Annotated in this window: 20 protein-coding genes; 9 read left to right on the top strand and 11 right to left on the bottom strand. The window is 68.7% G+C overall.

Going from position 1 to position 21,383, the window contains the following annotated elements; translation table 11 throughout:
• Window positions 1–16 precede the first annotated feature (16 nt).
• Window positions 17–1,459 (top strand): sulfatase, encoded by a 1,443-nt coding sequence (locus tag OXG83_09285; protein ID MCY3965221.1) that lies wholly within the window; start codon window positions 17–19, stop codon window positions 1,457–1,459.
• Window positions 1,460–1,463: 4 nt separating this feature from the next.
• Here the strand turns inward: OXG83_09285 and OXG83_09280 are convergent, their stop codons facing one another.
• From OXG83_09280 to OXG83_09265, 4 genes are read right to left on the bottom strand one after another with little or no spacing between them, the layout of a single operon-like run.
• A complete protein-coding gene (locus OXG83_09280; GenBank protein ID MCY3965220.1) occupies window positions 1,464–1,676 on the bottom strand; it encodes a hypothetical protein in 213 nt (70 codons plus the stop codon).
• A 10-nt stretch (window positions 1,677–1,686) separates the two neighbouring features.
• Window positions 1,687–2,724 (bottom strand): OmpA family protein, encoded by a 1,038-nt coding sequence (locus OXG83_09275; GenBank protein ID MCY3965219.1) that lies wholly within the window; start codon window positions 2,722–2,724, stop codon window positions 1,687–1,689.
• Window positions 2,725–2,739: 15 nt separating this feature from the next.
• The gene (locus OXG83_09270; protein ID MCY3965218.1) at window positions 2,740–3,213 is read right to left on the bottom strand and encodes a DUF4440 domain-containing protein; all 474 of its coding nucleotides are present in this window, start codon (window positions 3,211–3,213) and stop codon (window positions 2,740–2,742) included.
• Entirely contained in the window at window positions 3,210–4,043 is an 834-nt protein-coding gene (locus OXG83_09265; protein ID MCY3965217.1) for a hypothetical protein, read from the bottom strand. The genes OXG83_09270 and OXG83_09265 overlap by 4 nt, the downstream gene beginning before the upstream one ends.
• Window positions 4,044–4,163: 120 nt before the next feature.
• On the opposite strand from OXG83_09265, the gene OXG83_09260 reads away from it, so the two are divergent.
• Complete coding sequence (locus OXG83_09260) at window positions 4,164–5,006, top strand: enoyl-CoA hydratase-related protein (GenBank protein ID MCY3965216.1); 843 nt, start codon at window positions 4,164–4,166, stop codon at window positions 5,004–5,006.
• 18 nt (window positions 5,007–5,024) lie between these two features.
• Here the strand turns inward: OXG83_09260 and OXG83_09255 are convergent, their stop codons facing one another.
• The 4 genes from OXG83_09255 to OXG83_09240 form a co-directional block, all read right to left on the bottom strand.
• Window positions 5,025–5,189 carry a hypothetical protein gene (locus tag OXG83_09255; protein ID MCY3965215.1) on the bottom strand — a complete coding sequence of 55 codons (165 nt, stop codon included), beginning with the start codon at window positions 5,187–5,189 and terminating at the stop codon, window positions 5,025–5,027.
• A gap of 121 nt (window positions 5,190–5,310) precedes the next feature.
• Window positions 5,311–6,369: a polysaccharide deacetylase family protein gene (locus OXG83_09250; GenBank protein ID MCY3965214.1), complete on the bottom strand. Its 1,059-nt coding sequence runs from the start codon at window positions 6,367–6,369 to the stop codon at window positions 5,311–5,313.
• 31 nt (window positions 6,370–6,400) lie between these two features.
• A complete protein-coding gene (locus OXG83_09245) occupies window positions 6,401–8,029 on the bottom strand; it encodes an alkaline phosphatase family protein (protein MCY3965213.1) in 1,629 nt (542 codons plus the stop codon).
• On the bottom strand, window positions 8,029–8,772 hold the full coding sequence (locus OXG83_09240; protein ID MCY3965212.1) for a phytanoyl-CoA dioxygenase family protein: 744 nt from the start codon (window positions 8,770–8,772) through the stop codon (window positions 8,029–8,031). The genes OXG83_09245 and OXG83_09240 overlap by 1 nt, the downstream gene beginning before the upstream one ends.
• Before the next feature lie 29 nt (window positions 8,773–8,801).
• Between OXG83_09240 and OXG83_09235 the strand changes: the two genes are divergently transcribed.
• Genes OXG83_09235 through OXG83_09220 form a run of 4 tightly spaced genes read left to right on the top strand, consistent with a single transcriptional unit; the run spans window position 8,802 to window position 13,477 of the window.
• Window positions 8,802–9,740: an ornithine cyclodeaminase family protein gene (locus OXG83_09235; protein ID MCY3965211.1), complete on the top strand. Its 939-nt coding sequence runs from the start codon at window positions 8,802–8,804 to the stop codon at window positions 9,738–9,740.
• A 19-nt stretch (window positions 9,741–9,759) separates the two neighbouring features.
• Window positions 9,760–11,931, top strand: a complete 2,172-nt coding sequence (locus OXG83_09230) for a S9 family peptidase (GenBank protein ID MCY3965210.1) — start codon at window positions 9,760–9,762, stop codon at window positions 11,929–11,931.
• A gap of 34 nt (window positions 11,932–11,965) precedes the next feature.
• A complete protein-coding gene (locus OXG83_09225; protein MCY3965209.1) occupies window positions 11,966–12,307 on the top strand; it encodes a hypothetical protein in 342 nt (113 codons plus the stop codon).
• Window positions 12,308–13,477 carry an acyl-CoA/acyl-ACP dehydrogenase gene (locus tag OXG83_09220; GenBank protein MCY3965208.1) on the top strand — a complete coding sequence of 390 codons (1,170 nt, stop codon included), beginning with the start codon at window positions 12,308–12,310 and terminating at the stop codon, window positions 13,475–13,477. It begins immediately after the preceding gene.
• Here the strand turns inward: OXG83_09220 and folK are convergent.
• Together folK and folP are read right to left on the bottom strand one after the other, a co-directional pair.
• Complete coding sequence (gene folK, locus OXG83_09215) at window positions 13,425–13,946, bottom strand: 2-amino-4-hydroxy-6-hydroxymethyldihydropteridine diphosphokinase (protein ID MCY3965207.1); 522 nt, start codon at window positions 13,944–13,946, stop codon at window positions 13,425–13,427. The two genes, OXG83_09220 and folK, sit on opposite strands and share 53 nt — an antisense overlap.
• A complete protein-coding gene (folP, locus tag OXG83_09210) occupies window positions 13,943–15,175 on the bottom strand; it encodes a dihydropteroate synthase (protein ID MCY3965206.1) in 1,233 nt (410 codons plus the stop codon). The genes folK and folP overlap by 4 nt, the downstream gene beginning before the upstream one ends.
• Window positions 15,176–15,217: 42 nt before the next feature.
• On the opposite strand from folP, the gene OXG83_09205 reads away from it, so the two are divergent.
• From OXG83_09205 to OXG83_09195, 3 genes are read left to right on the top strand one after another with little or no spacing between them, the layout of a single operon-like run.
• Complete coding sequence (locus OXG83_09205; GenBank protein MCY3965205.1) at window positions 15,218–16,930, top strand: CRTAC1 family protein; 1,713 nt, start codon at window positions 15,218–15,220, stop codon at window positions 16,928–16,930.
• On the top strand, window positions 16,927–18,387 hold the full coding sequence (locus OXG83_09200) for a pitrilysin family protein (protein ID MCY3965204.1): 1,461 nt from the start codon (window positions 16,927–16,929) through the stop codon (window positions 18,385–18,387). The genes OXG83_09205 and OXG83_09200 overlap by 4 nt, the downstream gene beginning before the upstream one ends.
• A gap of 1 nt (window position 18,388) precedes the next feature.
• Window positions 18,389–19,921 carry a pitrilysin family protein gene (locus tag OXG83_09195; GenBank protein ID MCY3965203.1) on the top strand — a complete coding sequence of 511 codons (1,533 nt, stop codon included), beginning with the start codon at window positions 18,389–18,391 and terminating at the stop codon, window positions 19,919–19,921.
• Here the strand turns inward: OXG83_09195 and OXG83_09190 are convergent.
• Window positions 19,915–21,357, bottom strand: a complete 1,443-nt coding sequence (locus tag OXG83_09190) for a DUF3179 domain-containing protein (protein ID MCY3965202.1) — start codon at window positions 21,355–21,357, stop codon at window positions 19,915–19,917. The genes OXG83_09195 and OXG83_09190 overlap by 7 nt on opposite strands.
• Window positions 21,358–21,383 lie beyond the last annotated feature (26 nt).

The raw sequence follows: 21,383 nt of genomic DNA, 5'->3' as shown, positions 1-21,383 counted from the left end.
CCCTTACACTCGCGCCATGTCGAGAACAGCCCGTCTTGCTTTCCCGCTGCTCACAGTCCTCGCTGCATGTGCTCAGGAATCCCCGGAGTCGTCGTCGTCAGCACGACCTCCGAACTTCGTCATCGTCTTCGCCGACGACCTGGGCTGGGGAGACCTGGGCAGCTACGGCGCGCCGGTGATCCGGACGCCGCACCTGGACCGGATGGCGGCCGAAGGCCAGCGGTGGACGAACTTCTACGTCACGGCTTCGGTCTGCTCGCCGAGCCGGGCGGGACTGCTCACCGGCCGGCTCGGCGTGCGAAGTGGGCTCTACGGCGATCAGGCGCGGGTCCTGTTCCCAAACTACGTGGGCGGGATCCAGGACGAAGAGATCACGATCGCCGAGGTGCTCCGCGACCTGGGCTACGCCACGGGCATGTTCGGCAAGTGGCACCTGGGCGATGGTCCGGAGTACGTGCCCACCCGACACGGTTTCGACTACTGGTTCGGGATTCCCTACTCGAACGACATGATGTCGACGCTGCCGGGGAGGGAAGAGCGTCGCGCCGCCTTCCTGGATCCGAAGATCGAGTACTGGGACGTGCCGTTGATCCGCTCTGAGCGCGACGAGGGCGGCGAGATCGTCACGGAGACGCTGGAGCAGCCGGCGGATCAGACCACGATCACGAAGCGCTACGCGGAGGAAGCGGTGGACTTCATCCGCGAGCACCGGGACGAGCCCTTCTTCGTCTACGTGCCGCACAGCATGCCCCACGTGCCGCTGTTCAGGGCGCCGGAGTTTGAAGGCCATAGCCGCGCCGGGCTCTACGGCGACGTGATCGAGGAGATCGACTGGAGCGTCGGCCGGATCCTCGACACGCTTGAGGAGGAGGGGATCGCCGGGAACACCCTGGTCTTCTTCAGCAGCGACAACGGTCCGTGGACCGCCTTTCGCACCCAGGGGGGATTGGCCGGCCCGCTGCGCGAGGGCAAGGGGATGACCTGGGACGGCGGCATGCGGGTGCCTGGGCTGTTCTGGTGGCCCGGGACGATCGCCCCCGATGTGGTCACGAACGAGATCGGTTCGACGAGCGACCTGTTCGCAACCTTCCTCGGTCTGGCCGGCGGGGCCATCCCGGATGACAGGCCGATGGACAGCCTCGATCTCGCCCCGGTGCTTCGCGGTGACGGGGAGGGGCCGCGCGAGGAAGTGCCGTTCTACCGCGGCAGCGAGCTCTACGCCTACCGGGCGGGCAACTACAAGGCGCACTTCATCACCGAGGGCGAGTACGGTTTGGCAGGCGCGCGGACGGAACACGACCCGCCGCTGCTCTACGACCTGGCGCTCGATCCGGGCGAGCAATGGGACATCGCAGCCGACCGGCCGGACGTTCTTGCGGACGTCACTTCACGCGCCCTGCAGCACCGGGCCGGCGTCGCCGTGGCGCCGTCGGAGTTCGATCTCCGCACCGGCCGGTGACTACTCACGGGCCGTCCGGACTTCTTCCTTCGTCTCCCGTCGTCTGCTTCAGACCGGCCGCGAGTCTCCTAAGCCGTTCGACGCGTCGCTGCCAGAGCAGGGCTTCTCGTGCAACTTCCCTGGCGGCCCGGATGCTCCGGATCCACCAGCCGAAGATTGCACCGACGAGCGCCGCGGCGACGACCCAGATCCAGATCTCCAGGAGGACGTAGAGCATCGACGTCGGTTCAGGGTCGGTGCAGCGCGCGGAACTCGATGCGGGGAGTCGAAAGCCCGGTGCCGTCCGCCGCGTAGTCGTCCTCGGCGACGGGGTAACGGTCGCTGTCGTAGCCGACCGCCAGAAGCCGATCCGGATGAATGCTGGCCGAGAGGACATCGCGCACGGCCCTTGCCTGCTCAAGAGTGAGCGTCCGGTTGCCTGCGGAATCGCCGTCAGCGTCGGCGTGGGCGAGGATTTCGACCCGGATGTCGGAGATGTCGGCTATTGCGGCGCCGATCTCGTCGACGATGGCCCTGCCTTCCTCGGTGAGGGTCGACGTGCCGGCCTCGAACTGGATCCGCCCGCCTTCCAGCACGCGGCTGATGCGGCTCTCCGCTTCGTGGTTCGTAGCCACCGGCGAAATCCTCATCCGATCGGCGATCTGCCAGCCGGCATTGGCCGCCGCCTCGATCGATGCGATCTCGCGCATCAGGTGGTCCCGCAGTCCCTCGCTGGAAGTGTGACCGGTCAGCGTCAGCACTCGGTCCTCGAGACGTAGTCCCGGAGCGCCGTCGAGTCGGCGTAGAAGCTGGATCAACCTGGGCAGCGCCCCGAGCCAGGACGGTTCGGTTACGGCGCCATCGACCTCGGTTTCGTCGATCACGTTTCCCTGACCGACGATCGCGGCGGCTGCGTCGAACAACTCCTGCCGGCTTTCGGGTGTCGGCATCTTGCCCCTGAGCAACCAGATGTCGCCGTCGGGCGCGAACTCGAAGGAAGGACCCATGGCCATCTCGAGCCGGTTGTCCACGCGGCGCACGCCGGGTGCCGCTGCCGCGCGCCGCGCTGCCTCGATTCCGATCTCGGCGAAGGCGACGGTGCCGGAGAGCGTCACATCGCGGCCGTTCGTCTGCACACTGAGGTTCCGGACGCCGACGTCGGCGAGCGCCGCCGCCGTCCGAGCCTGGATCTCGGCCTGGATGCCTGGCCCCTCGAGAGCGAATCCGGCCAGTCCCAGGGTCAGGACCGACGCCGTACCCACCAGGATGACGCTCGGCTCTTTCATCGTTGGGTAGGGAGGCTACTGGGAGGTGTGGTCGGCGACGATCAGCCACTGCTCGCCGTGCTGCTCCAGCAGCAGGGTGAACAGTCCGGTCGGTTCGTCGGATTCCCGCGTCAACCGGAAGCGGCCGTAGACCATGGCGGCATGCTCGGAGAGCACACGGACATCCAGGTTCTCGAAGGCGAGCGTTCCCATCGCGGCGCGGTCGGGGTACCGCTCGTGGTAGCGCTGGCGCGTCTGCCTCCAGCCGTAGTGGACCTCGTTGCCCGAGGTGAACCGCAGTTCATCGCTGTTCAGATAGCCGGCCATGAAGCCGTCGATGTCGCCGTCGTTCCAGGCTTCCACCTGCAGGTCGAGAACCTCGAGCACCGCCTCCGTGACGGTCTGGGGATCGAACTCCTGGACCGTCTCCTCGATTGCCGGCGGTTCGCAGGATGCGGACAACAGCAGACCCGTGAAGCCGGCGAGGGCGGCAGTGAAGCGCGGCCTCAACTGGCACCGGTCCGTTGGACGTCGATGTCACGGTGTTCGATCTGCGAGACGAGAGGCAGCTCCTCCTCGACGTATGCGGGGTCGATGTCGTCGACGGTCAGGCCGCCGTCGCGTGTGTTCAGCCCGTAATTGACCGCGTCGTAGAACAGAAGCCCGCCGATCCGCCGGTAGTTCGTGAGCACCCGGAAGCGGAGCCCGGTGCCTTCGCTGTAGTCGTAGGCGAACTGCTCGAGGCGGGCCGTCTCGGGATCGAACCAGTAAACGTAGGCGCTGTCCGCGCCGTCGCTGGTGCCGGCTTCGAACGTGACGCGGACGCGGTGCAGTGGCCTTCCGTTCCACTCCTCGAGGCCCTGATCCTCCTTGTAGGTGCCGGGATCGTTCAGCTTGTAGGGCAGGAAGAGGAAGTACATGCGCTGGTTGACGTAACTCTCGGCGCGGGCGCGTTCCGCTTCGTCCATTTCCATCGGCTGACCGCCCTCGGTTACCTCGAGCGCCGTGTTGTCGCGCCGGTACTCGCGTTCGTTACTGCCGTTCGAGCCGCGGATCCGCTGCTCGAAGCGGTCCCCGTCGGCCATCGAGTCGACGTCGAAGCTCCCGGAGCGGGACGCTACCGTCAGCCTCACGCGGGACTGCTCGAAGAGCGCTCCGCCGTGGAACTCGATGGCGCGGTCGACGATGTCGAGCCGCTCGGCGGTGCCGGGTGGCGGTGTGGGGCGCGGTTCGGGCTCTGGATCCGGGCCGGCGCAGGCCGCCAGCAGTGCGGCCGCCGCCAGGACCGGGAACACAGGAACGCTGGTGCGGCCGCCGCCCTCAGTCTGGGTTCGAAGCATGAGGTTCTCCTTCGATGCGCCCGCGCTTGTCTTTGCGGGGTGGGCCGTGGTCATGTTAGCCGCCGACCGCGTTGCGCTACTCTTGCCCGCTCACTCAAACCAGCGGCTGGAGGCCAACGCATGACCGAGTACGAACTGATCAAGTACGACGTGGAGGATCCGATCGCCACGATCACTCTCAACCGGCCGGAGCAGTTGAACGCGATCACCGGCAGCATGATGGCCGAGTTGAAGCACGCGATGGCGGCCGCCGAGACGGACGAGCGAGTGGTCGGCATCGTCCTGACCGGCGCCGGACGGGGCTTCTGCGCCGGCGCCGACATGCAGGGTCTCCAGGCTACCAGCCAGGGCGAGCGCGGCAGCGGCGGCGGAAACGCCTTCGAGGACGCGCAGGCCGGCGCGATCGAGGAGATGGGGGCCGAGAACTTCGGCGTCACCTACAACTACCTGATGGCGGTGCGCAAGCCGATCGTGGCCGCGATCAACGGGCCCTGCGCCGGTCTTGGCTTCGCGGTCGCGATGCTCTGCGACATCCGCATCGCTTCCGACCGCGCCGTCTTCACGTCGGCCTTCGTCAACCGCGGCCTGATCGCCGAGCACGGCCTGAGCTGGATTCTCCCGCGCGTCGCCGGTCCGGCCAATGCCCTCGACATCCTCTGGACCGGCCGCCGTTTCTACGGCCAGGAGGCGGCCCAGATGGGGGTCGTCAACCGCTCCGTCCCGCACGACCAGGTCGTCACGGAGGCCGAGAACTACATCAAGGCCCTGGCCGAGCGCTCAGCGCCGACCTCGCTCAAGGTCATCAAGCAGCAGGTGTACCGCCACCTGATGATGGACGCGGGCGAGGCCATGCGGGAGTCGAACCAGTTGATGGCGGAAAGCCTCCAGCGCGGCGACTTCAAGGAAGGCGTCGCCTCCTTCGTCGAGCGCCGGCCGCCCAACTTCCAGCGCGTCACGAGCTAGCTGCGACGCTGGCCAGGCCTAGCTCAGAATCGCCCGAACCGCCTTGTAGACCTCGGCGTCGGACGGTTGGGGATCGCCTCGGAGTACCCGGGTTGCCGCTTCGAGTGCCCAGTCGAGAATGGCATCGGCGGTTTCGGTGCGCCCTTGGCAAGCGTCAACGACGACAAATGGTCCTTCTGCCATCGCTTCGATCCTCACCGAGTCAGGCGGCCAGTCGATCGAGTCGAGCAACCGCCGCGCCTGAACCAACCAGGCCGCCGCCACATCTTCGGCGGAGTGATCTCGAAGGGGCGGGAGCCTCCGACTACTGGTCGACGCGATCCCGCCTTTCCTTGAGCTCACGGAACGTGGTCAGGACGAGGCCCTCCTCCTCGATCACCTGCTGTACCCGCGGGTCGAGCATCGCCAGCATGTCGCCCTTGCGGCTGGGGCCGGAGCTGGAGATGTACTCGAAGTTCGGGCTCGGGTCGGTGGAGTGCATGATGACCATCGTCACGCCGGGCCGCAGGTCGCGCAGGCCCTGGATGTAGCGCTCCACCTTGTACTCGGTCAGTTCCTCGTCCGTGGCGTCGGCGCCGCTCTCGGGCACCCAGCCGTAGCTCAGGTTGTGGAGGTCGTCGAGGACCGGCAGGCCGCCGTCCCAGATTCGCTGGCCGAGCTCCGTGGCGCGGCCGAGGCCTGGCGGCGTATCGCGTCCCTGGGCTTCGTACTGGGCTTCGAGAATCGTGTTGTGGCCGCCGGGGAACATGAGCGGGATGCCCTCGTCGAGTCCGACCTTGATGTAGCGCTCGAGGAAGTCCATCGTGGCGAAGAGGGTGCCCATGTGCGAGTCGAGATGTGTGGGCTCGAAGCCCATCGTGCGGGCGCGGTGGATCTGCTCGCGCACTTCGGCCTCCACCTCGTCGGGAGTCGCGTTGGCGACGACCTCGGCGACGCTCGACCACATCGCGCCCTCCGGGTCGACCAGGCCGGGCGCGGCCTCGCGACCGACCAGGGGCTCCCAGCGGTAGCCGTCCCACTCGGAGGTCAGAGTCAGGTGGAGGCCGGCGTCGATCTCCGGGTTCTCCTTCAGCCCCCGAACCAGTTCGGGTACCCACGGGCAGGGCATCATGACGCTCATCGAGTTCGCGGCGCCCTCCAGGATCGAACGGAAGGTGCCGACGTTCGAGTCGCGCGACATGCCGGCGTCGTCGACGTGCAGGATGACGGCACGGGTACCGGCGGGGAAGCCGAGTTTCTCAGCGTAGGTCTGCGCCCCTGCCTGGCAGGCGAGCAGCAGGACCGACAGCAGGCACAGGGCGGCCGTAACGGCGGCCGGGAAGCCCGGCGTGTGCTCGACCGTGGTGGTTTGACGTTTCAGCATGTCGGACCTCCGGTTGCCGCGGCGTGTGCTCCTAGAGTCCGGCCAGCCGGTCGACGCCGTCGAAGCCTTCGGCGTCGAGGCCCAGGATCGGCGCCAGGCTAGGGGCGAGATCGATCGTGTTGGCGCGCTCCGGGACGACGCGGCCGGCGCCGTCCTGGCGGCGGATGATCAGCGGCACGTGGGTGTCGTAGGCGTACGGCGAGCCGTGGCTGGCGACGACGGCCGATGCCGGCACGGGTAGCACGTTCGGTTTCGGCACCAGGATCAGGTCTCCGCTGCGCTCGGGGTAGTAGCCGTTCAGGTACAGCTCGTGGAGGGGATTCGCCGGGTCGAGTTCCGCCGGCCGGACGACCTCGGCGATCAGCGCGCAGTCGCTCATCGCCTCGATGATCTCGTCCTCGATCGCGCCCCGGTTAGCCTCTTCGGTCGTGATCGTTTCACCGTCGAGGTAGAAGGTGTCGAGCAGGAACTCGCCGCCGCCGAAGCGGCCTTTCAGACGCGACTGGAGGCGCTGAAGGCAGAGCGTCTGTTCGGTTCCGAAACGGCCGCCGTCACCGCCGTCGCGGACCACGAGTTCGGGGACTTCGCCGACGCCGTGGTCGGAAGACAGGGCGACGACCACGTTCTCCAGGCCGATCCGCTCGTCGACGAAGTCGAGCAGCTCGCCGATCGTGCGGTCGAGCCGGAGGATCACATCAAGGGTCTCGGGGGCGTTCGGGCCATAGCCGTGACCCACCGTGTCGAGGGCGGAGAAGCTGACCGCGAGCAGGTCGGGAAACTCATCGGCGCCCAGGTTCTCCGCCTCGATCAGGGCCTCGGCGAAGTCCTCGAGGTAGCCGTCGACGAAGGGCGACCGGTAGACGTCGGCGTAGAAAGCTCCGCGCTCGACGGTGAAGCCGCCCACCGCATGGGGGAACGTGTCGATGACGGGGCCCCGGTCGAGGGGTTCGATGTCGTACGCGGAGGTGTGCTCGAGCGGGACGAGGGGCGTCCAGGCGTTGGCGAAGTGGGCAGCCAGGCGGTCCTCGTCGTTGAAGGCCTCGACCCACGCCGGCTGGTTCTCCTGGTCCCCGTAGTAGGTCGAGGTGACCCAGGTGCCCCTCGACCGGCCGTACCACCAGGCGCCGTCGGCGTGATGCCCCCCCATCAGGATCGCGGCGCGGTCCTTGGCGCTGGCGGCGTACACCCTGGTTTCGGGGTACGCGGCCTTCAGCAGGTCGCCGAGAGTCGGCACGAGCATGTTGCGCGGCGAGACGCCGTGGTCCGGGTCGCCGCAGCAGTAGACGTCCTCGCCGCGTTCGCGGTCGAACCAGGAGTTGGCGATGATGCCGTGCCGTTTCGGGAACACTCCCGTGGCCAGGGTCGCGTGGCCGGGGGCGGTTTCGGTGGCGGCGTGGAAGTGGTGGGCGTCGGTGAAGACGATGCCTTCCTGGAGCAGCCGGGCCAGCCCGTGGTTCAGAAGGGGGCGGAAGCGCTCCAGGTAGTCGCCGCGCATCTGGTCGACGACGATCAGGAGGACGAGCCGGGGCGTGCCTTCGGAGACGGCGCTGCCGGTGGCTTCTCCGCCGGTCGCTTCGGCTTCCGGAGCGTCGGCCGGTGCACCGCAGCTCAGGGGGAGCGGCAGCGCGGCCAGCGCAAGCAACGGTGCGAGCTTCTTCATCATGGATTGAGCGCCTTCAGGGGATGCCGTCCATCGACGTGGCCCATGAACGGTGGGTGAATGCCGTAGCCGATCAGTTCCTGGACCCTCGTGGACAGCTTGGGCACGTCGCCGGCGGGAACGCTGAGAATGAAGTTCTCCTGCTGGCGCGCCCACGGCGGGCAGTACTGAATGGTCAGACCGAGGCGCGTTCCGGCCGATCGGTTCTCGCCGCCGCCGTGGTAGAGGGTGCCGAGAAAGATGAGCAGCGAGCCGGCCGGCATGATGACCGGCTCCGCCGCTGATTCGTCGGGCTCCTCACCGTCCCAGCGGTGGCTGCCGGGCACGATGCGGGTAGCACCGTTGTCCTCGGTGAAGTCGTCCAGCGCCCAGATCGTGCTCACGCCGAGCGCTTGGCGGGGCCGGGGCAGGGGGTAGAACGAGTCGTCGTGGTGCAGGCTCTGAGCCGCTTCACCCGGATGGATCAGGATGGCGTGCGCCACCGAGAGCAGGAAACCGGGGCCGAGCGTACTCTCGCAGGCGGCCATCACCGCCGGATGCTCGACCAGGGGATCGAACAGGCGGGACTTCTGGAGCAGGCCGTAGACGCGCTGTGTGTCGTGGCCTTCGAAGGGGTTGCGGCCGAACAGGCGACGGTCGAAGTGGGGCTGAAGTTCACGGCGTAGTGTGTCGACCTGCTGCCGGTCCAGGACTCCTTCCAGGATCACGTAGCCGTCGTGTTCAAGCTCTCCTGAGACGTCCATGGCGGATGAGACTATCCTCCGCTACTCGCATGAAGATCTTCGACGCCCCCAAGACCGCCGATCTGCTGCCATGGGGCGCGGTGGTCGAGGCTCTGGAACGGGGCTTCGACCGCGGGTGCGACATGCCGGTGCGCCACCATCATCGGGTCCCGGCGCCGGCCGGCGATCCTGAGGCGACGCTGCTGCTGCTGCCGGCTTGGACCGCCGGCGGCTACCTTGGAGTGAAGGTTGCGACGGTCTTCCCCGGCAACGTGTCGCGCGATCTCGGGACGGTGCAGGCCAGCTACATCCTGTCCTCGGCCGTCACCGGGCGGCCGCTGGCGCTCATCGACGGACTGGAGTTGACGCTACGGCGCACGGCGGCCGCCTCGGCGCTGGCATCGAAGTTCCTCGCGCGCACCGATGCCCGGCGTCTGCTCGTCGTCGGCACCGGCAACCTGGCGCCCCACCTGGCGGCAGCCCACGCGGCGGTGCGGCCGGACCTCGAGATCGAGTTCTGGGGCCGCCGCCCCGAGAAGGCGCTGGAGGCGTCCCGCTCGCCTCTGGTTCACGGGCTCCGGACGGTCGCCGCGCCTGACCTGGAGGCCGCCGTGCGTCGGGCGGACATCGTCAGCACCGCGACCCTGGCGACGGAGGCCCTGGTGCTTGGCTCGTGGCTGCAACCCGGTGTTCATGTGGATCTGGTCGGTGGTTTCACGCCGGCCATGCGCGAGGCGGACGACGAGGCGATCCGCCGATCGACTGTTTTCGTCGATACCCGGGCCGGTGCCCTGGTGGAGGCCGGCGACCTGACCCAGCCGATCGAATCGGGCGCCCTCGCCCCGGACGACGTCGCCGCTGACCTCTACGAGCTGTGCCGGGGCGAGCACGCCGGCCGCAACGCCCAAGGCGAGATCACCCTCTTCAAGTCGGTGGGCGCCGCGCTCGAGGATCTGTTCGCGGCCATTCTGCTGTGGGAGCGAAGTTGATCGCTAGACTTCCGTACCTATGCGAAGGGCACCAGAGACGACGTTCCGACCCGCGGTGCCGGCTGGCGCCGCCATACTGGCGATCACACTCGCCTTGACCTCCTGCAGCGCCCCGGCGCCCCAACCGGGCGAGCCGCCGCTCGCCGAGCCGCGGCCGCATGAACTCGAGATCCACGGCGACGTTCGGGTCGACGAGTACTACTGGCTTCGGGAACGGGAAGATCCGGAAGTCATCGCCTACCTGGAGGCGGAGAACGCGTATCTCGAGGGTGTGATGGCGCATACGGAGGATCTTCAGGAGACCCTGTTCCAGGAGATCCGCGGCCGCATCGTCGAGGACGACTCGTCCGTGCCCTACCGCGACGGCGACTACTGGTACTACACCCGCTACGAGGAGGGGAAGCAGTACCCGATCCACTGCCGCCGCTCGGCGGACGGCGAGGTGTTCGGCGGCGCCGCCGATCCCGCGGCGGAAGAAGTCCTCGTGGACGTGAACGAGATCGCCGAGGGCAAGGAGTACACAGCCGTTCGCACGTCGATCAGCCCGGATCACCGCATCCTGGCGGTTGCCGTCGACGATGTGGGGCGCCGCTTCTACACGGTCCGCTTCAAGGTTTTGGCGACCGGGGAGACGCTGCCTGACGAGATCCCCGACGTCACCGCGAACCTCGTCTGGGCCGCCGATAGCGAGACCGTGTTCTACGTCCGCCAGGACCCCGACACCCTGCGCGCCTATCAGGTGTTTCGGCACCGCCTGGGCTCGGATGCCGCGGATGAACTGGTCTACGAGGAGCCGGACGAGACCTTCAGCGTCTTCCTGCGGCGCAGCCAGTCCCGCGAGTACCTGATGGCGGTCTCCAGCCACACGCTCCGCACCGAGGTGCGCACTCTGCGGGCCGACGATCCCGGCGGCGACTTCGCCGTGTTCGAGCCGCGAAGTGAGCGGCACGAGTACAGCGTCGATCATCTCGGAGAGCGCTTCTTCATCCGCACGAACGACGAGGCCCCGAACTTCCGCCTCATGTCGACCGCCGAGAACGCCACCGGACGTGCTTCCTGGCGGGAGGAGACACCGCACCGCGACGACGTGCTGCTCGAGGGGTTCGAACTGTTCGACCGCTTCCTGGTGCTGGCAGAGCGTCGGGAGGGGCTGCGGCAGCTACGGATCGAAGAAGTGGGTGTCGACGGAATCGAAGATCACGACCTGGACTTCGGCGAGCCGACGTACTCGGCCGGTCTCAGCGTCAACCCGGACCCGTCGTCCCGCACGCTGCGCTACGTCTACCAGTCTCTGACGACGCCCCGGTCCGTGTTCGACTACGACCCGGCGACGCGGGAAAGGACCCTGCGCAAGCAGGACCAGGTGCTGGGCGGGTTCGATTCGGCCGACTATCGGACGGAGCGGCTGTGGGCGGTCGCGACGGACGGCACCGAGGTGCCGGTTTCCGTCGTCTACCGGCCGGATTTGCGTCCGGCCGAGGGCGGCAGTCCGCTGCTTCTCTACGGCTACGGTTCCTACGGCGCCAGCATGGACGCGGGGTTCAGTTCGGAGCGGTTGAGCCTGCTGGATCGCGGTTTCGTCTACGCGATCGCGCACATCCGCGGCGGCGAAGAGATGGGGCGTTCCTGGTACGAGGACGGCAAATTACTCCACAAGAAGAACACGTTCACCGACTTCATCGCCGCTGCCGAACACCTGAAGAACGCCGGGTACGCGGATCCGACGCGGATCTACGCGATGGGTGGCAGCGCCGGCGGTCTCCTGATGGGCGCGGTGTTCAGTATGCGGCCCGACCTTTGGAACGGCGTCGTTGCGCACGTTCCGTTCGTCGACGTCGTGACCACGATGCTCGACGCGACCATCCCGCTGACGACCTTCGAGTGGGACGAGTGGGGCGATCCCAGGGAGCGTGAGTACTACGACTACATGCTCTCGTACTCGCCCTACGACAACGTGGAGGCGAAGGACTACCCCAACATGCTGGTGACGACGGGTTTGCACGACTCCCAGGTCCAGTACTGGGAACCCGCCAAGTGGGTCGCCCGCCTGCGGGCCACGAAGACGGACGACAACCTGCTGCTGCTGAAGACGAACATGAGCGCGGGACACGGCGGCGCCTCCGGTCGCTACGACAGCTACCGCGAGACGGCGCTCGTCTACGCCTTCCTGCTCGACCTGGCCGGGGACTAGCGGCTCGCTCGGGAGCGGAGACCGGGAAGCGAACATGGCGATCGACTTCGGCGACCGGCGCGAGAAGCTCAGGCGGCAGCAGGCGGGCAGCCTGCGCTTCGTGCGCGTCGTGGTGCGGCTCGCGCTCCTCTTTGCAATCGGAGCACTGGCGGTGCTCCAGGGTTTCTCGCCCACCTCCTGGCTGTTGCTGGGACTGCTCCTGGCCTGGGGCGCCAGCCTTCCCTTCCTGCTGCGCGCCGTTCTGCGCCGAGTGCGGGGGCTCGACCACCTCGAAAGGTGGCAGCGGCTGGCCCTGATCTGGACCGCCGCGTTGATCCTGATCGGGGGTTTCGCCGTTCTGGCGCGGTACGTGCTGCTGCCGACTCCGGCTGGCTGAATGGACTTCACGCTTTCCGGACCGCAGCGCGCGCTTTGTGAGGGGATCGCCCGCACCTGTGCGGGTTTCGACGACGAGTACTGGCTCGAGGTCGACAACGAGGTGCGGTTCCCGAACGAGTTCCACCGCGCCATGGCGGAGTGCGGTGCGCTTGGTATCGCGATGCCGGAGGAGTACGGCGGTTCGGGCCTGGGCGTCACCGAAGCCGCCCTGGTCATGCACGAAGTGGCTCGCGCGGGCGGCGGCATGAGCGCGGCTTCGGCAATCCACATCAACATCTTCGGGCCGCACCCGATCGTCGTCTTCGGGACGGAGGAGCAGCGCCGCCGCTTCCTCCCCGAGTTGATCGAAGGTCGGGCGAAGACGTGCTTCGCGGTCACCGAGCCCGATGCTGGGCTCGAAACGACGGCAATCACGACCCGCGCCGAGCGGCAGCCGGATGGCGGCTACATCGTCCATGGCCGCAAGATCTGGACCACGACCGCTCAGGAGGCTGACCGGGTCATGCTTCTGGCGCGGACGACTCCCAGGGCCGAGACCGGGAAGGCGACCAAGGGCCTTTCGTTGTTCTACACGACGCTCGATCGGACCAGGGTCGAGGTCCGGCGCATTCCGAAGATGGGCCGCGCGGCGGTCGACTCGAACGAACTGTTCATCGACGGGCTCGAGGTGCCGGCTGAGGATCGGATCGGCGAAGAGGGACGGGGCTTCGAGTACATTCTGCACAGCCTCAACCCGGAGCGGATTCTGATCGGCATCGAAGCGGTCGGCGTGGGCCGCAACGCGCTGGAGCGGGCGGCGGACTACGCCCGCGAGCGCAGGGTCTTCGGACGGCCGATCGGTCAGAACCAGTCGATCCAGCATCCGCTGGCGGAGTGCTGGATGGAGCTGGAGGCCGCGTTCCTGATGGCGATGCAGGCGGCGTCGCTCTACGACCGCGACGAACCCTGCGGCCATTACGCGAACGCGGCGAAGTATCTCGGCGCCGAGGCCGGCTTCAAAGCCTGCACCCAGGCGGTCATGACGCACGGCGGCATGGGCTACGCGAAGGAGTTCCACGTCGAGCGGCTGATGCGGGAAGTGATGATCCCGCGCCTCGCTCCGGTGAGCCCGCAGCTCATCCTCTGCCACATTGCCGAGAAGGTTCTCGGCCTGCCGAAGAGCTACTAGCCGGGACCAACTCCGCCAGGAGTTCGGCCGCAGTCTTTCGCAGGCCCGGGTGCCACGCGTTCGGGGCGATCTCGACCAGGGGTTCGAGGACGAAGTGGCGCCGGTGCATCCGTGGATGCGGCACGACCAGACCGGGCGCGTCGATGATGCAGTCGCCGAACAGCAGCAGGTCGAGATCGATCGTCCTGGGCCCGGCGGCGCCCGCGGTCCGGTCGCGGCCGAGGGCGGCCTCGATCCCGAGCAGGGCTGCCAGCAGTTCGTGGGCGCCAAGGTCAGTCTCGAGCGCTGCGGCCGCGTTCAGGAACTCGGGGTCCGCCGCGCGGACACCGCGCTCGGCGACCGCCTCGGTTCGGTGGAAGGTCGAGACCGACCTCACCTCCGCGAGCCGGCGCAAGTGACCGAGGGCCGCGCGCAGGTTCGCGCTCCGCGGCCGCAGGTTGGAGCCCAGGGCGATGAACGCGCGGGTCATGGACGCCAGTCGATCTCGGCGCCGACTTCGGCGACGCCGAGCTCGCGGGCTGCTCCAGGCTTCGAAACGCGGACCCGCAGAGACTCGATCCGCTTGCCGTAGGCCGGGCCGTGCGCTGGTCTTGAGTTGGTGCCGGCCACTGCGATCGCGATCTGCTCCGCAAGCGTCTCCACGAGTCGGAATTCGCCGCCTGTTGCCACAGCCTGGGCGAGTTCCGCGATCTCGGCGTAGTCCGTGGTTCCGTCGAGATCGTCCGGCGCGCCCAGGAACGCGGGCGCCATGTTCACCTCCACGTCCACGACGAGATCCTGGAGCGCCGAGCGTTCCCTCGCGGTGACACCGATGCGGCATTGGCAGGGGATCCCCCGCGCAAGAACGCGCCGCCGAGGCGCTGGCGCCCGGCGATGGCGGCGCAGGGCGCCGATGCTCTCCGCCAGTTGCCGGTGCTCCCGCACGTCGTGGACTCGCAGCACGTCGACGACGTCGAGAGCCGTCGCCCAGCCGTTGACCGCCAGGGTTCCGGCCAGCCGCTGGTCGACCGGCACGCCGCCGAGCAGCCGGTCGAGAAAGGACTTTCGGGATACGCCGAGGACGATCGGCGTGTCCAGTTCGCGCAGCTCGCGCAGGTTCGCGAGCAGGTCGAGGTTGTGTTCTAGCGTCTTGCCGAAGCCGATCCCAGGATCTACCAGCACGTCGACCCCGCGTTCGCGCCCGGCCGCCACGCGTTCTGCGAGGTAGTCGCGGATCTCCGCCACGACATCGTCGTACAGGGGTTCTCTCTGCATCGTGCGGGGTTCGCCCTGCATATGCATCGCGATCACCGGCGCTTCGTGCCGCGCCGCGACCTCGAGCATCGCCTCGCCGGCGCCAGAGATGTCATTGATCAGGTGTGCGCCCTGTGCAAGCGCCCGGTCGGCGACTTCGGGCTTCGCCGTGTCCACGCTCAGGGGCACACCGAGATCGAGCGCGGCGATTCCCTCGATCACCGGCAGCAGGCGCGCGAACTCGTCCTTGGCCGTTACGGGATTTGCTTCCGGCCGCGTGCTCTCGGCACCGACGTCGATCAGGTCGGCGCCTTCCGCCGCCATTCGTCGAGCGTGTTCGAGCGCCTTGTCCGGACCGTCGAAGAGACCGCCGTCCGAGAAACTGTCGGGCGTCACGTTCAGGACGCCCATCACGAGGGGGCGATCGCTGAACGCGAGCGTGTGTGCGCCGCAGACCAGTTCCATCGGGGAAGTCTACGGTGCCGGCAGGACTGTTACCGTCGCCGGATGGGTTGGCGAGGCGGTGTCCGGCGGTTGGCCGTCGTCCTTGTCGCCGTCCAGTCATTCGCGTTCCAGCCCTGCCTGGCCGTTGGCCCGGAGGACTGCGGGTTCAGCTTCTCCGAGGTGGCCGCCGAAACGGGGCTTCGTTTCCAGCACGACGCGGGCGCTGCCGGTGGCCTGCACCTGCCCGAGACGATGGGCGCCGGCGTCGCCTGGATCGACTTCGATGGCGACGGCTGGCTCGATCTCTACCTCGTGCAGTCGGGGCCGTTTCCGCCGGACGTCGGCGCGGCGGCGTCTGACCGGCTGTTTCGGAACCTGGGCCCGGACGAAGCGGGGGAGTTCCACTTCGTCCCGGCCGGTGCCGGAGACCTCGCCAGCGGCTACGGCCAGGGCGTCGTGGCGGCCGATGTCGACGGCGACCGGGGCGTCGACCTGCTCGTGTCGCACTACGGGCCGACCGTGCTCCTGCGTAACGACGGCGCCGGCCGCTTCGCAGCGGCGGAGGCGCTCTCGCCGGCGGGCGAGGACGAGCGCCCCTGGGGATCGTCGATGGCGCTCGCCGACGCGGACGGCGACGGGGATCTCGATCTCTACGTCAGCCGCTACCTGGACTACGACCCGGAGCACGGACTGGACTGTCGCCGGGATGGGCCGGATTCCCCGCCGGAGGTGTGCGACCCTTCCCTGTTCTCGGGCCAGCTCGACCGCTACTACGAGAACCGTGGTGACGGCTCATTCGAGGATGCGACCGAAGAGGCAGGTTTCGGTGGGGCCGACGGCAAGGGCCTGGGCGTTCTGTTCACGGATCTGGATGCGGACGGGTGGCCCGACGTCTACGTCGCGAACGACCTGACGCTGAACCTTCTGTTCAGGAACCTGGGCGATGGTGGCTTCGAGGACCTGTCCCTGCTCTCGGGCACCGCGGTCAACCGCAGCGGACGGCCCGAGGCGGGCATGGGCCTGGCCGTGGCCGACTTCGACGTCGACGGCGACCCCGATCTGGCGGTGACCAATTTCGACGTGGAGACGAACACGCTGTATCGCAACGCCGGCCAGGCGTCCGGAATGCTGTTCGAAGACGTTTCGGCGACGACGGGTTTCGGTCAACCGTCGTTCAACCTGCTCGGGTTCGGGATCGTCGCCGAGGACTTCGACGCCGACGGCGCGCTCGACGTCTACGTGGCGAACGGCCACATCTTCGCCTCGCCGCGGCGGGACAACACGGAGCACCGGCAGCGGAACCTCCTGTTACGCGGTCTTGCCGGCGACGGCCGCGGGCGGTTGGGCGAGGCGCGGTGCGCCTGGGCCGAGGAGGAGCCCCTGGTCAGCCGCGGCACGGCAGCCGCGGACTTCGACAACGACGGTGACGCCGACCTGGCGGTGACCGCGAACGACGGTCCGGCGCGGTTGTGGCGGAACGACGCGGCCAGGCCGGCGGGCGCCACGTGGCTGGGCCTCGAACTGCGCGGCCGGTCGCCGAACACGCAGGCGGTGGGCGCCGTGGCGACCCTGTCGGCCGGAAGTGGACCGCCGCCAGCACGGCGGTGGATCGTCCGCGGCGACAGCTACCAGTCCTCGAGCGGACACCGTCTGCGCTGGACGGTTTCGGCGGACGCCAACCCGTTGCGACTCGACCTCCGCTGGCCGTCCGGTGCTCGCACGCGGATCGTCGATCCGCCGCCGGATGCCTACCTCCTCGTCGAGGAACCACCGTGAAGTCGGCGAGATGGCTGGCGGCATTGGGCGCCCTGGCGTTTGCGACGCCGGCCGCTATTGGCCAGGCTCCACCGCCGAAGCTCGAGCCCGCGCACTTCCAACTCGACAACGGGATGACCTTCCTGGTGGTCGAGCGGCCCGGAAGGCGTCTCCTGGCCGCCGTCTGGGCGGTTAGAAGCGGGTCGGCGGCGGACCCGCCGACCGGCCGCGGTCTGGCGCATGTCGTGGAACACCTCCTGTACGCCGGTAGCCGCACGATCGGAACTCGCGACTGGGAGGCCGAGGCGCCCCTCCTGAAGCGGTGGGAGCGGTTGTATGAGCAGTCTGTTCGCCGGGGTGCCGCGGCAGCCGGCCTGGCCGACGTGGAGCAGCGGCTGGCCGAGATTCAGTTGCCGGGCGCCTACGCCGGTCACTACACGCGGGCCGGCGTGGTGGGGATCGAGGCGTTTACCCGGCACGACTCGACCGCCTTTCAGACACTGGTGCCGACGGAGAAACTCGAACTCTGGTTCTGGCTGGAGTCCGACCGGTTGCTCGAGCCCGTGTTTCGCGGCTTTCGTCGCGAGCTGGCGGTAGTCGAGCAGGAGCGCCGCCAGCGCATCGACTCGAGCCCGACGGCGGCCTGGTTCGAACTGTTCGACGCCGCGTACTGGGGTGCGGGACATCCCTACGCTCATTCGCCGGGGGGCGAACGTCTCGAGGTCGAGGGGTTGCTTCCCGAGGACGCGCGGACGCACTTTGAGGCTGCCTACCGCCCCGAACGGATCGTCGCGGTTCTGATCGGCGACCTGTCCGTGCCACGCGTTCGGGAATTCGCGGAGCGCTACTTCGGGCGGCTCGGAGGCGGCAGTCGGATGGCGGGGACCCTGGCCCGGCCGGAAGTGGCGGAGCCGGCGCTCGGCTCCCTGGAAGGTTCCTGCACTTGCCGGAGCCAGGTCGAGATCCGATACCCCACGGTGCCGTTCGCGGCGGCCGGCGACGCGGTCGCACTCGACGTGCTGGCTGGCCTGTTGAACAGCCGCTCGGGACGGCTCTACCGAGAACTCGTGGTGGGAGGGGATCGGGTCGCCTACGCCGCGTCCGCGGAGCATGTGTCCCGGAAGCTCGGAGGCTACTTCGCCGTACGGATCGAGGCCGGTGGTGGAGCGAGTCTCGAGGAGTTGACCACGGCTTGGGACAGGCTGCTCGGCAGGGTGCGCGCCGGCGGCATCGACGACTCGGAACTTGCGCGTGTCCGCCGGCAGCTAGTGACCGATTCGTGGCGTCAACTCGAACAGGACGCCGGCATGGCCCACCGTCTGGCTGTGGCCGAAGTTCTCGGGGGTTACGGGCAGTTGGCCCAATGGCTGGACGCCGCGTCCGCGGCTTCCGGTGACGATCTGGAACGGGTCGTCGACCGCTACCTCGTTTCGGCCGAACGGGCGGTCCTCTCCTTGACCCGGGCCGGGGGGAGCTGACGTGCTCCGGCTGCTCACCCTCGCCGTCGTTGTGGCGTGCCCGCTGACCCCTGCACAGATCCACGCGCAGGCGATTCCGGACCGGCCCGAAGGTCTCCGGTTCGCGCCGTCGCGCTTCGATCCGCCTCCGGTCGCCGGACTCCGCTTCGAACTCAGGAACGGCCTGCCCGTCTATGTCGTGCCCGATCGCACCCTGCCTCTGGTCGACGTCGTGCTGGCCTTACCGGTCGGCGACCGGAACGAGGGGCCGGGAGAGGATGGGCTGGCCTCGATGACGGCGGCGATGGCCCGGCGCGGAGGCGCCGGCGAACTCGGTCCGGAGGAACTCGACGACGAGGTCGACGCGCTGGGCGTCCGGCTCCAGGAGAGCAGCTCCTGGACCCGCACCGTGCTGGCGCTCGACACGGGTTCCGAGGCGCTCGACCGGGGCCTGGAACTCCTCGCGTCGATCCTGTTCGAGCCGCGGTTCGACGAGCAGCGGCTGGCGCAGGCGAAGGACAGCCTCCGCGTCAGCCTGCTCGCGGAAGGAGACGACCCACGCACCGTCCTGGATCGGGAGTGGTCGCGCCTGGTTCACGGGCCGGCCTCGCCGCGGAGCCGGCGCTTGACGGAGGCCTCCCTGGCGGCGTTCCAGCGGGAGGCGCTGATCCGCTTCCACCGCCGGCACTGGCGTCCCGAGGGCGCGGTGATCGCCGTGTCCGGCGACGTGGACGGCGAGGCTCTGGTCGCCCGGCTCGATGAACTCTTCGGCGGCTGGGAGGCGTCTGACGGGACGGCGAGCGAGACGATTGAAGCGTCCGCGGAGCCCGCATCTCCGCGCGCGGCGAAGAGACGTACCCGGCCGGAGATCGCTGCCGCGTATCCGGGTTGGTGGCTCGTGGACCGGCCGGGCACGCAGGCCGCGCTCGCGCTTGGCCACCGAGGCGCCGTCTTCAGCTCCTGGGACAGCCGCGACCGCTGGGCTCTGATGTTGCTGGCGGAGATTCTGGACGGTCCGGGCGCGGTGTCTCGCCTGCGCTCGCGACTGCAGCTCGAGGAGGGCCTCACCTATCGCGTGTTGACCTGGTTCGACCTGGACGTGGTCCCGGCCGGGAGTGTTCGAGGACAACCGCCGGTCCCCGGGGCGGGCGACTTCCGGATCTTCCTGGAGACGGCGCCCGAGTCCGTCGCGGTTGCTGCCGCGGCGGTGCTCGAAGAACTCAGACGGCTGCGACGGGGCGATGTAGCCGATGCGGAAATCGCGACCGCCAGACGGTCTCTCGCGGCTCGGCTGCCGCTGCTTTTCGACCGCGCCGAGGTGATCGCCGGCCGCTACGCGGAGGACGAACTGCTGGGCCGCCCTCACGAGTACTGGTCCCTCTATCGGCAGCGCCTCGCCACGGTGACCGTCACGGACCTCCGGCGCGTGGCGCAGCGCTACATCGACATGGACGGGATCGCGCTGCTCGTGGTCGGCGACTCGGCGGCGGTCCAGGCGGCCCGGGGGGCGGGCGAACTGCGTGGTTTGTTGGGCCCGCCGGCGGGCGTTCAGTAGACGGCCGTGTCCGGGTAGAACGCGTACCAGCCGAACCAGAAGGCGATGTGGCCGGGGACCCGCGGCAGCAGGTCGCCGCCCGCGGCGGGCGCCAGCCCTTCCTCGGCCAGCCGCCAGACCGTGCCGTCTTCCGCGCGGAGTTGGCGGACCGGCGCAATCCCCGGGATCCGGAACCTGCGGTCGCCGCGCTCGTACGCGCGTACGGCGCCGCTCGCGGAGTCGAGGACGATCACGATCGGTACGCCGCCCAGCGTGTCGTGGATCAGGATCTCCTCCCGCAACTTGTCGAGCGGGTAGGCCTTCGCTTCGCCGTGGAGCCGCAGGGCGTAGATCCGCTCGTTCCGCTCCAGTGCGTCGCTCCGCCTCCACACCGGAAACTCGACGCCGGCGCGGGCCTCGTCGGCGGCGCCCTCGATGTACCGGTAGCCGCTTCGCTGGGCCGCCGCCGGATCGGGGCGCATGATCGTCGTGTCGGGGTGGCGTTGCCGCCAGGCATCCCACCGGGTGAGGGTCATCGGCAGCATTTCGAGCCGCGCGCCCTCGGCGGCACGCTGCCCGACGACCGCTTCGCCGGTCAGGTTGCTCCACAGGCTGCGAGTGGCGTGGTCGAACATCAGCTTGTTCGAGCGGTAGAGCAGGCCCGAGGTGCCGAACAGGATGCGGCTGCCGCTCGTGTCCTCCGCGAGGTAGAGAATCCCGGAGCCGCAGAGCGTGCAGAACGAGAGAGCGATCGGCCGGCCGCCGACCGTGTCGTTCAGCAGTTCGTGCCAGCTCAGGACCTTGACCGGGTAGGCGCGGTGCTCGCCGCCCAGACTGACGCCGAAGACGGTGTCCGTGTCGCGCATGAAGCGGGCCGTGTCGGCGGGAACGGACTCGGGATCGTCGATCGTGGGAATCCCGTCCAGGGGAACGCCTCCCCACTGGACTTCGCGCAGTCTCAGACGGACGGTCGTCTCCGGGCTCAGGATGCGCCGGTAAGCCGGGTCGATGCGCGAGAACAGCTCTCCCTTCCAGGCGGTGTACCCCGGGGGCGCGTCGAGGTCTTCGCGGCCTCCCACGTACTCGAACCAGTCGCGGTAGCGGCTGCCGAACTGCTTGCCGGAGAGATCCTCCAGGGCCTGCCTCAGTTCCGGACGTGCTTCGTCCGGCGAGAAGAAGTAGGCGTCGACCAGGGGGATGAGGACGGACTCGTCGGCCCTGGCCAACGCCCTTGCCGCCCGCTTGCGCGCCTTCGGCTTGCCGGACATGAGGCGTCGGACACGGTCGTAGAACGCCGGCTCGGCTGCGCGCTCCGCCGTGGGCAGGTCGCCGAGGCGGAGGGTCGGATCGTCCTCTTCGGTGAGTTGTTCTCCGAACTGGGCGGGAAGATCCGCGGAGCCGGACAGGGCCAGAAACGCAAGCAGCGTCGGCAGTCGGGCCAGGAGGTTCGTGGGCATGGTCGGAGAGTCCCCTTCAGTATTAT

It is taken from the genome of Acidobacteriota bacterium (assembly GCA_026707545.1).
Taxonomy (GTDB): Bacteria; Acidobacteriota; Thermoanaerobaculia; order Multivoradales; family Multivoraceae; genus Multivorans.
This window is presented reverse-complemented; position numbering and strand designations above follow the sequence as displayed.

What these genes read in the sequence shown, in the direction of transcription:
- OXG83_09285 (MCY3965221.1), top strand. Translation starts at nt 17, where the DNA reads ATGTCGAGAACAGCCCGTCTTGCTTTCCCGCTGCTCACAGTCCTCGCT.
- OXG83_09280 (MCY3965220.1), bottom strand. Translation starts at nt 1,676, where the DNA reads ATGCTCTACGTCCTCCTGGAGATCTGGATCTGGGTCGTCGCCGCGGCG.
- OXG83_09275 (MCY3965219.1), bottom strand. Translation starts at nt 2,724, where the DNA reads ATGAAAGAGCCGAGCGTCATCCTGGTGGGTACGGCGTCGGTCCTGACC.
- OXG83_09265 (MCY3965217.1), bottom strand. Translation starts at nt 4,043, where the DNA reads ATGCTTCGAACCCAGACTGAGGGCGGCGGCCGCACCAGCGTTCCTGTG.
- OXG83_09260 (MCY3965216.1), top strand. Translation starts at nt 4,164, where the DNA reads ATGACCGAGTACGAACTGATCAAGTACGACGTGGAGGATCCGATCGCC.
- OXG83_09255 (MCY3965215.1), bottom strand. Translation starts at nt 5,189, where the DNA reads ATGGCAGAAGGACCATTTGTCGTCGTTGACGCTTGCCAAGGGCGCACC.
- OXG83_09250 (MCY3965214.1), bottom strand. Translation starts at nt 6,369, where the DNA reads ATGCTGAAACGTCAAACCACCACGGTCGAGCACACGCCGGGCTTCCCG.
- OXG83_09245 (MCY3965213.1), bottom strand. Translation starts at nt 8,029, where the DNA reads ATGAAGAAGCTCGCACCGTTGCTTGCGCTGGCCGCGCTGCCGCTCCCC.
- OXG83_09240 (MCY3965212.1), bottom strand. Translation starts at nt 8,772, where the DNA reads ATGGACGTCTCAGGAGAGCTTGAACACGACGGCTACGTGATCCTGGAA.
- OXG83_09235 (MCY3965211.1), top strand. Translation starts at nt 8,802, where the DNA reads ATGAAGATCTTCGACGCCCCCAAGACCGCCGATCTGCTGCCATGGGGC.
- OXG83_09230 (MCY3965210.1), top strand. Translation starts at nt 9,760, where the DNA reads ATGCGAAGGGCACCAGAGACGACGTTCCGACCCGCGGTGCCGGCTGGC.
- OXG83_09225 (MCY3965209.1), top strand. Translation starts at nt 11,966, where the DNA reads ATGGCGATCGACTTCGGCGACCGGCGCGAGAAGCTCAGGCGGCAGCAG.
- OXG83_09220 (MCY3965208.1), top strand. Translation starts at nt 12,308, where the DNA reads ATGGACTTCACGCTTTCCGGACCGCAGCGCGCGCTTTGTGAGGGGATC.
- folK (MCY3965207.1), bottom strand. Translation starts at nt 13,946, where the DNA reads ATGACCCGCGCGTTCATCGCCCTGGGCTCCAACCTGCGGCCGCGGAGC.
- folP (MCY3965206.1), bottom strand. Translation starts at nt 15,175, where the DNA reads ATGGAACTGGTCTGCGGCGCACACACGCTCGCGTTCAGCGATCGCCCC.
- OXG83_09205 (MCY3965205.1), top strand. Translation starts at nt 15,218, where the DNA reads ATGGGTTGGCGAGGCGGTGTCCGGCGGTTGGCCGTCGTCCTTGTCGCC.
- OXG83_09190 (MCY3965202.1), bottom strand. Translation starts at nt 21,357, where the DNA reads ATGCCCACGAACCTCCTGGCCCGACTGCCGACGCTGCTTGCGTTTCTG.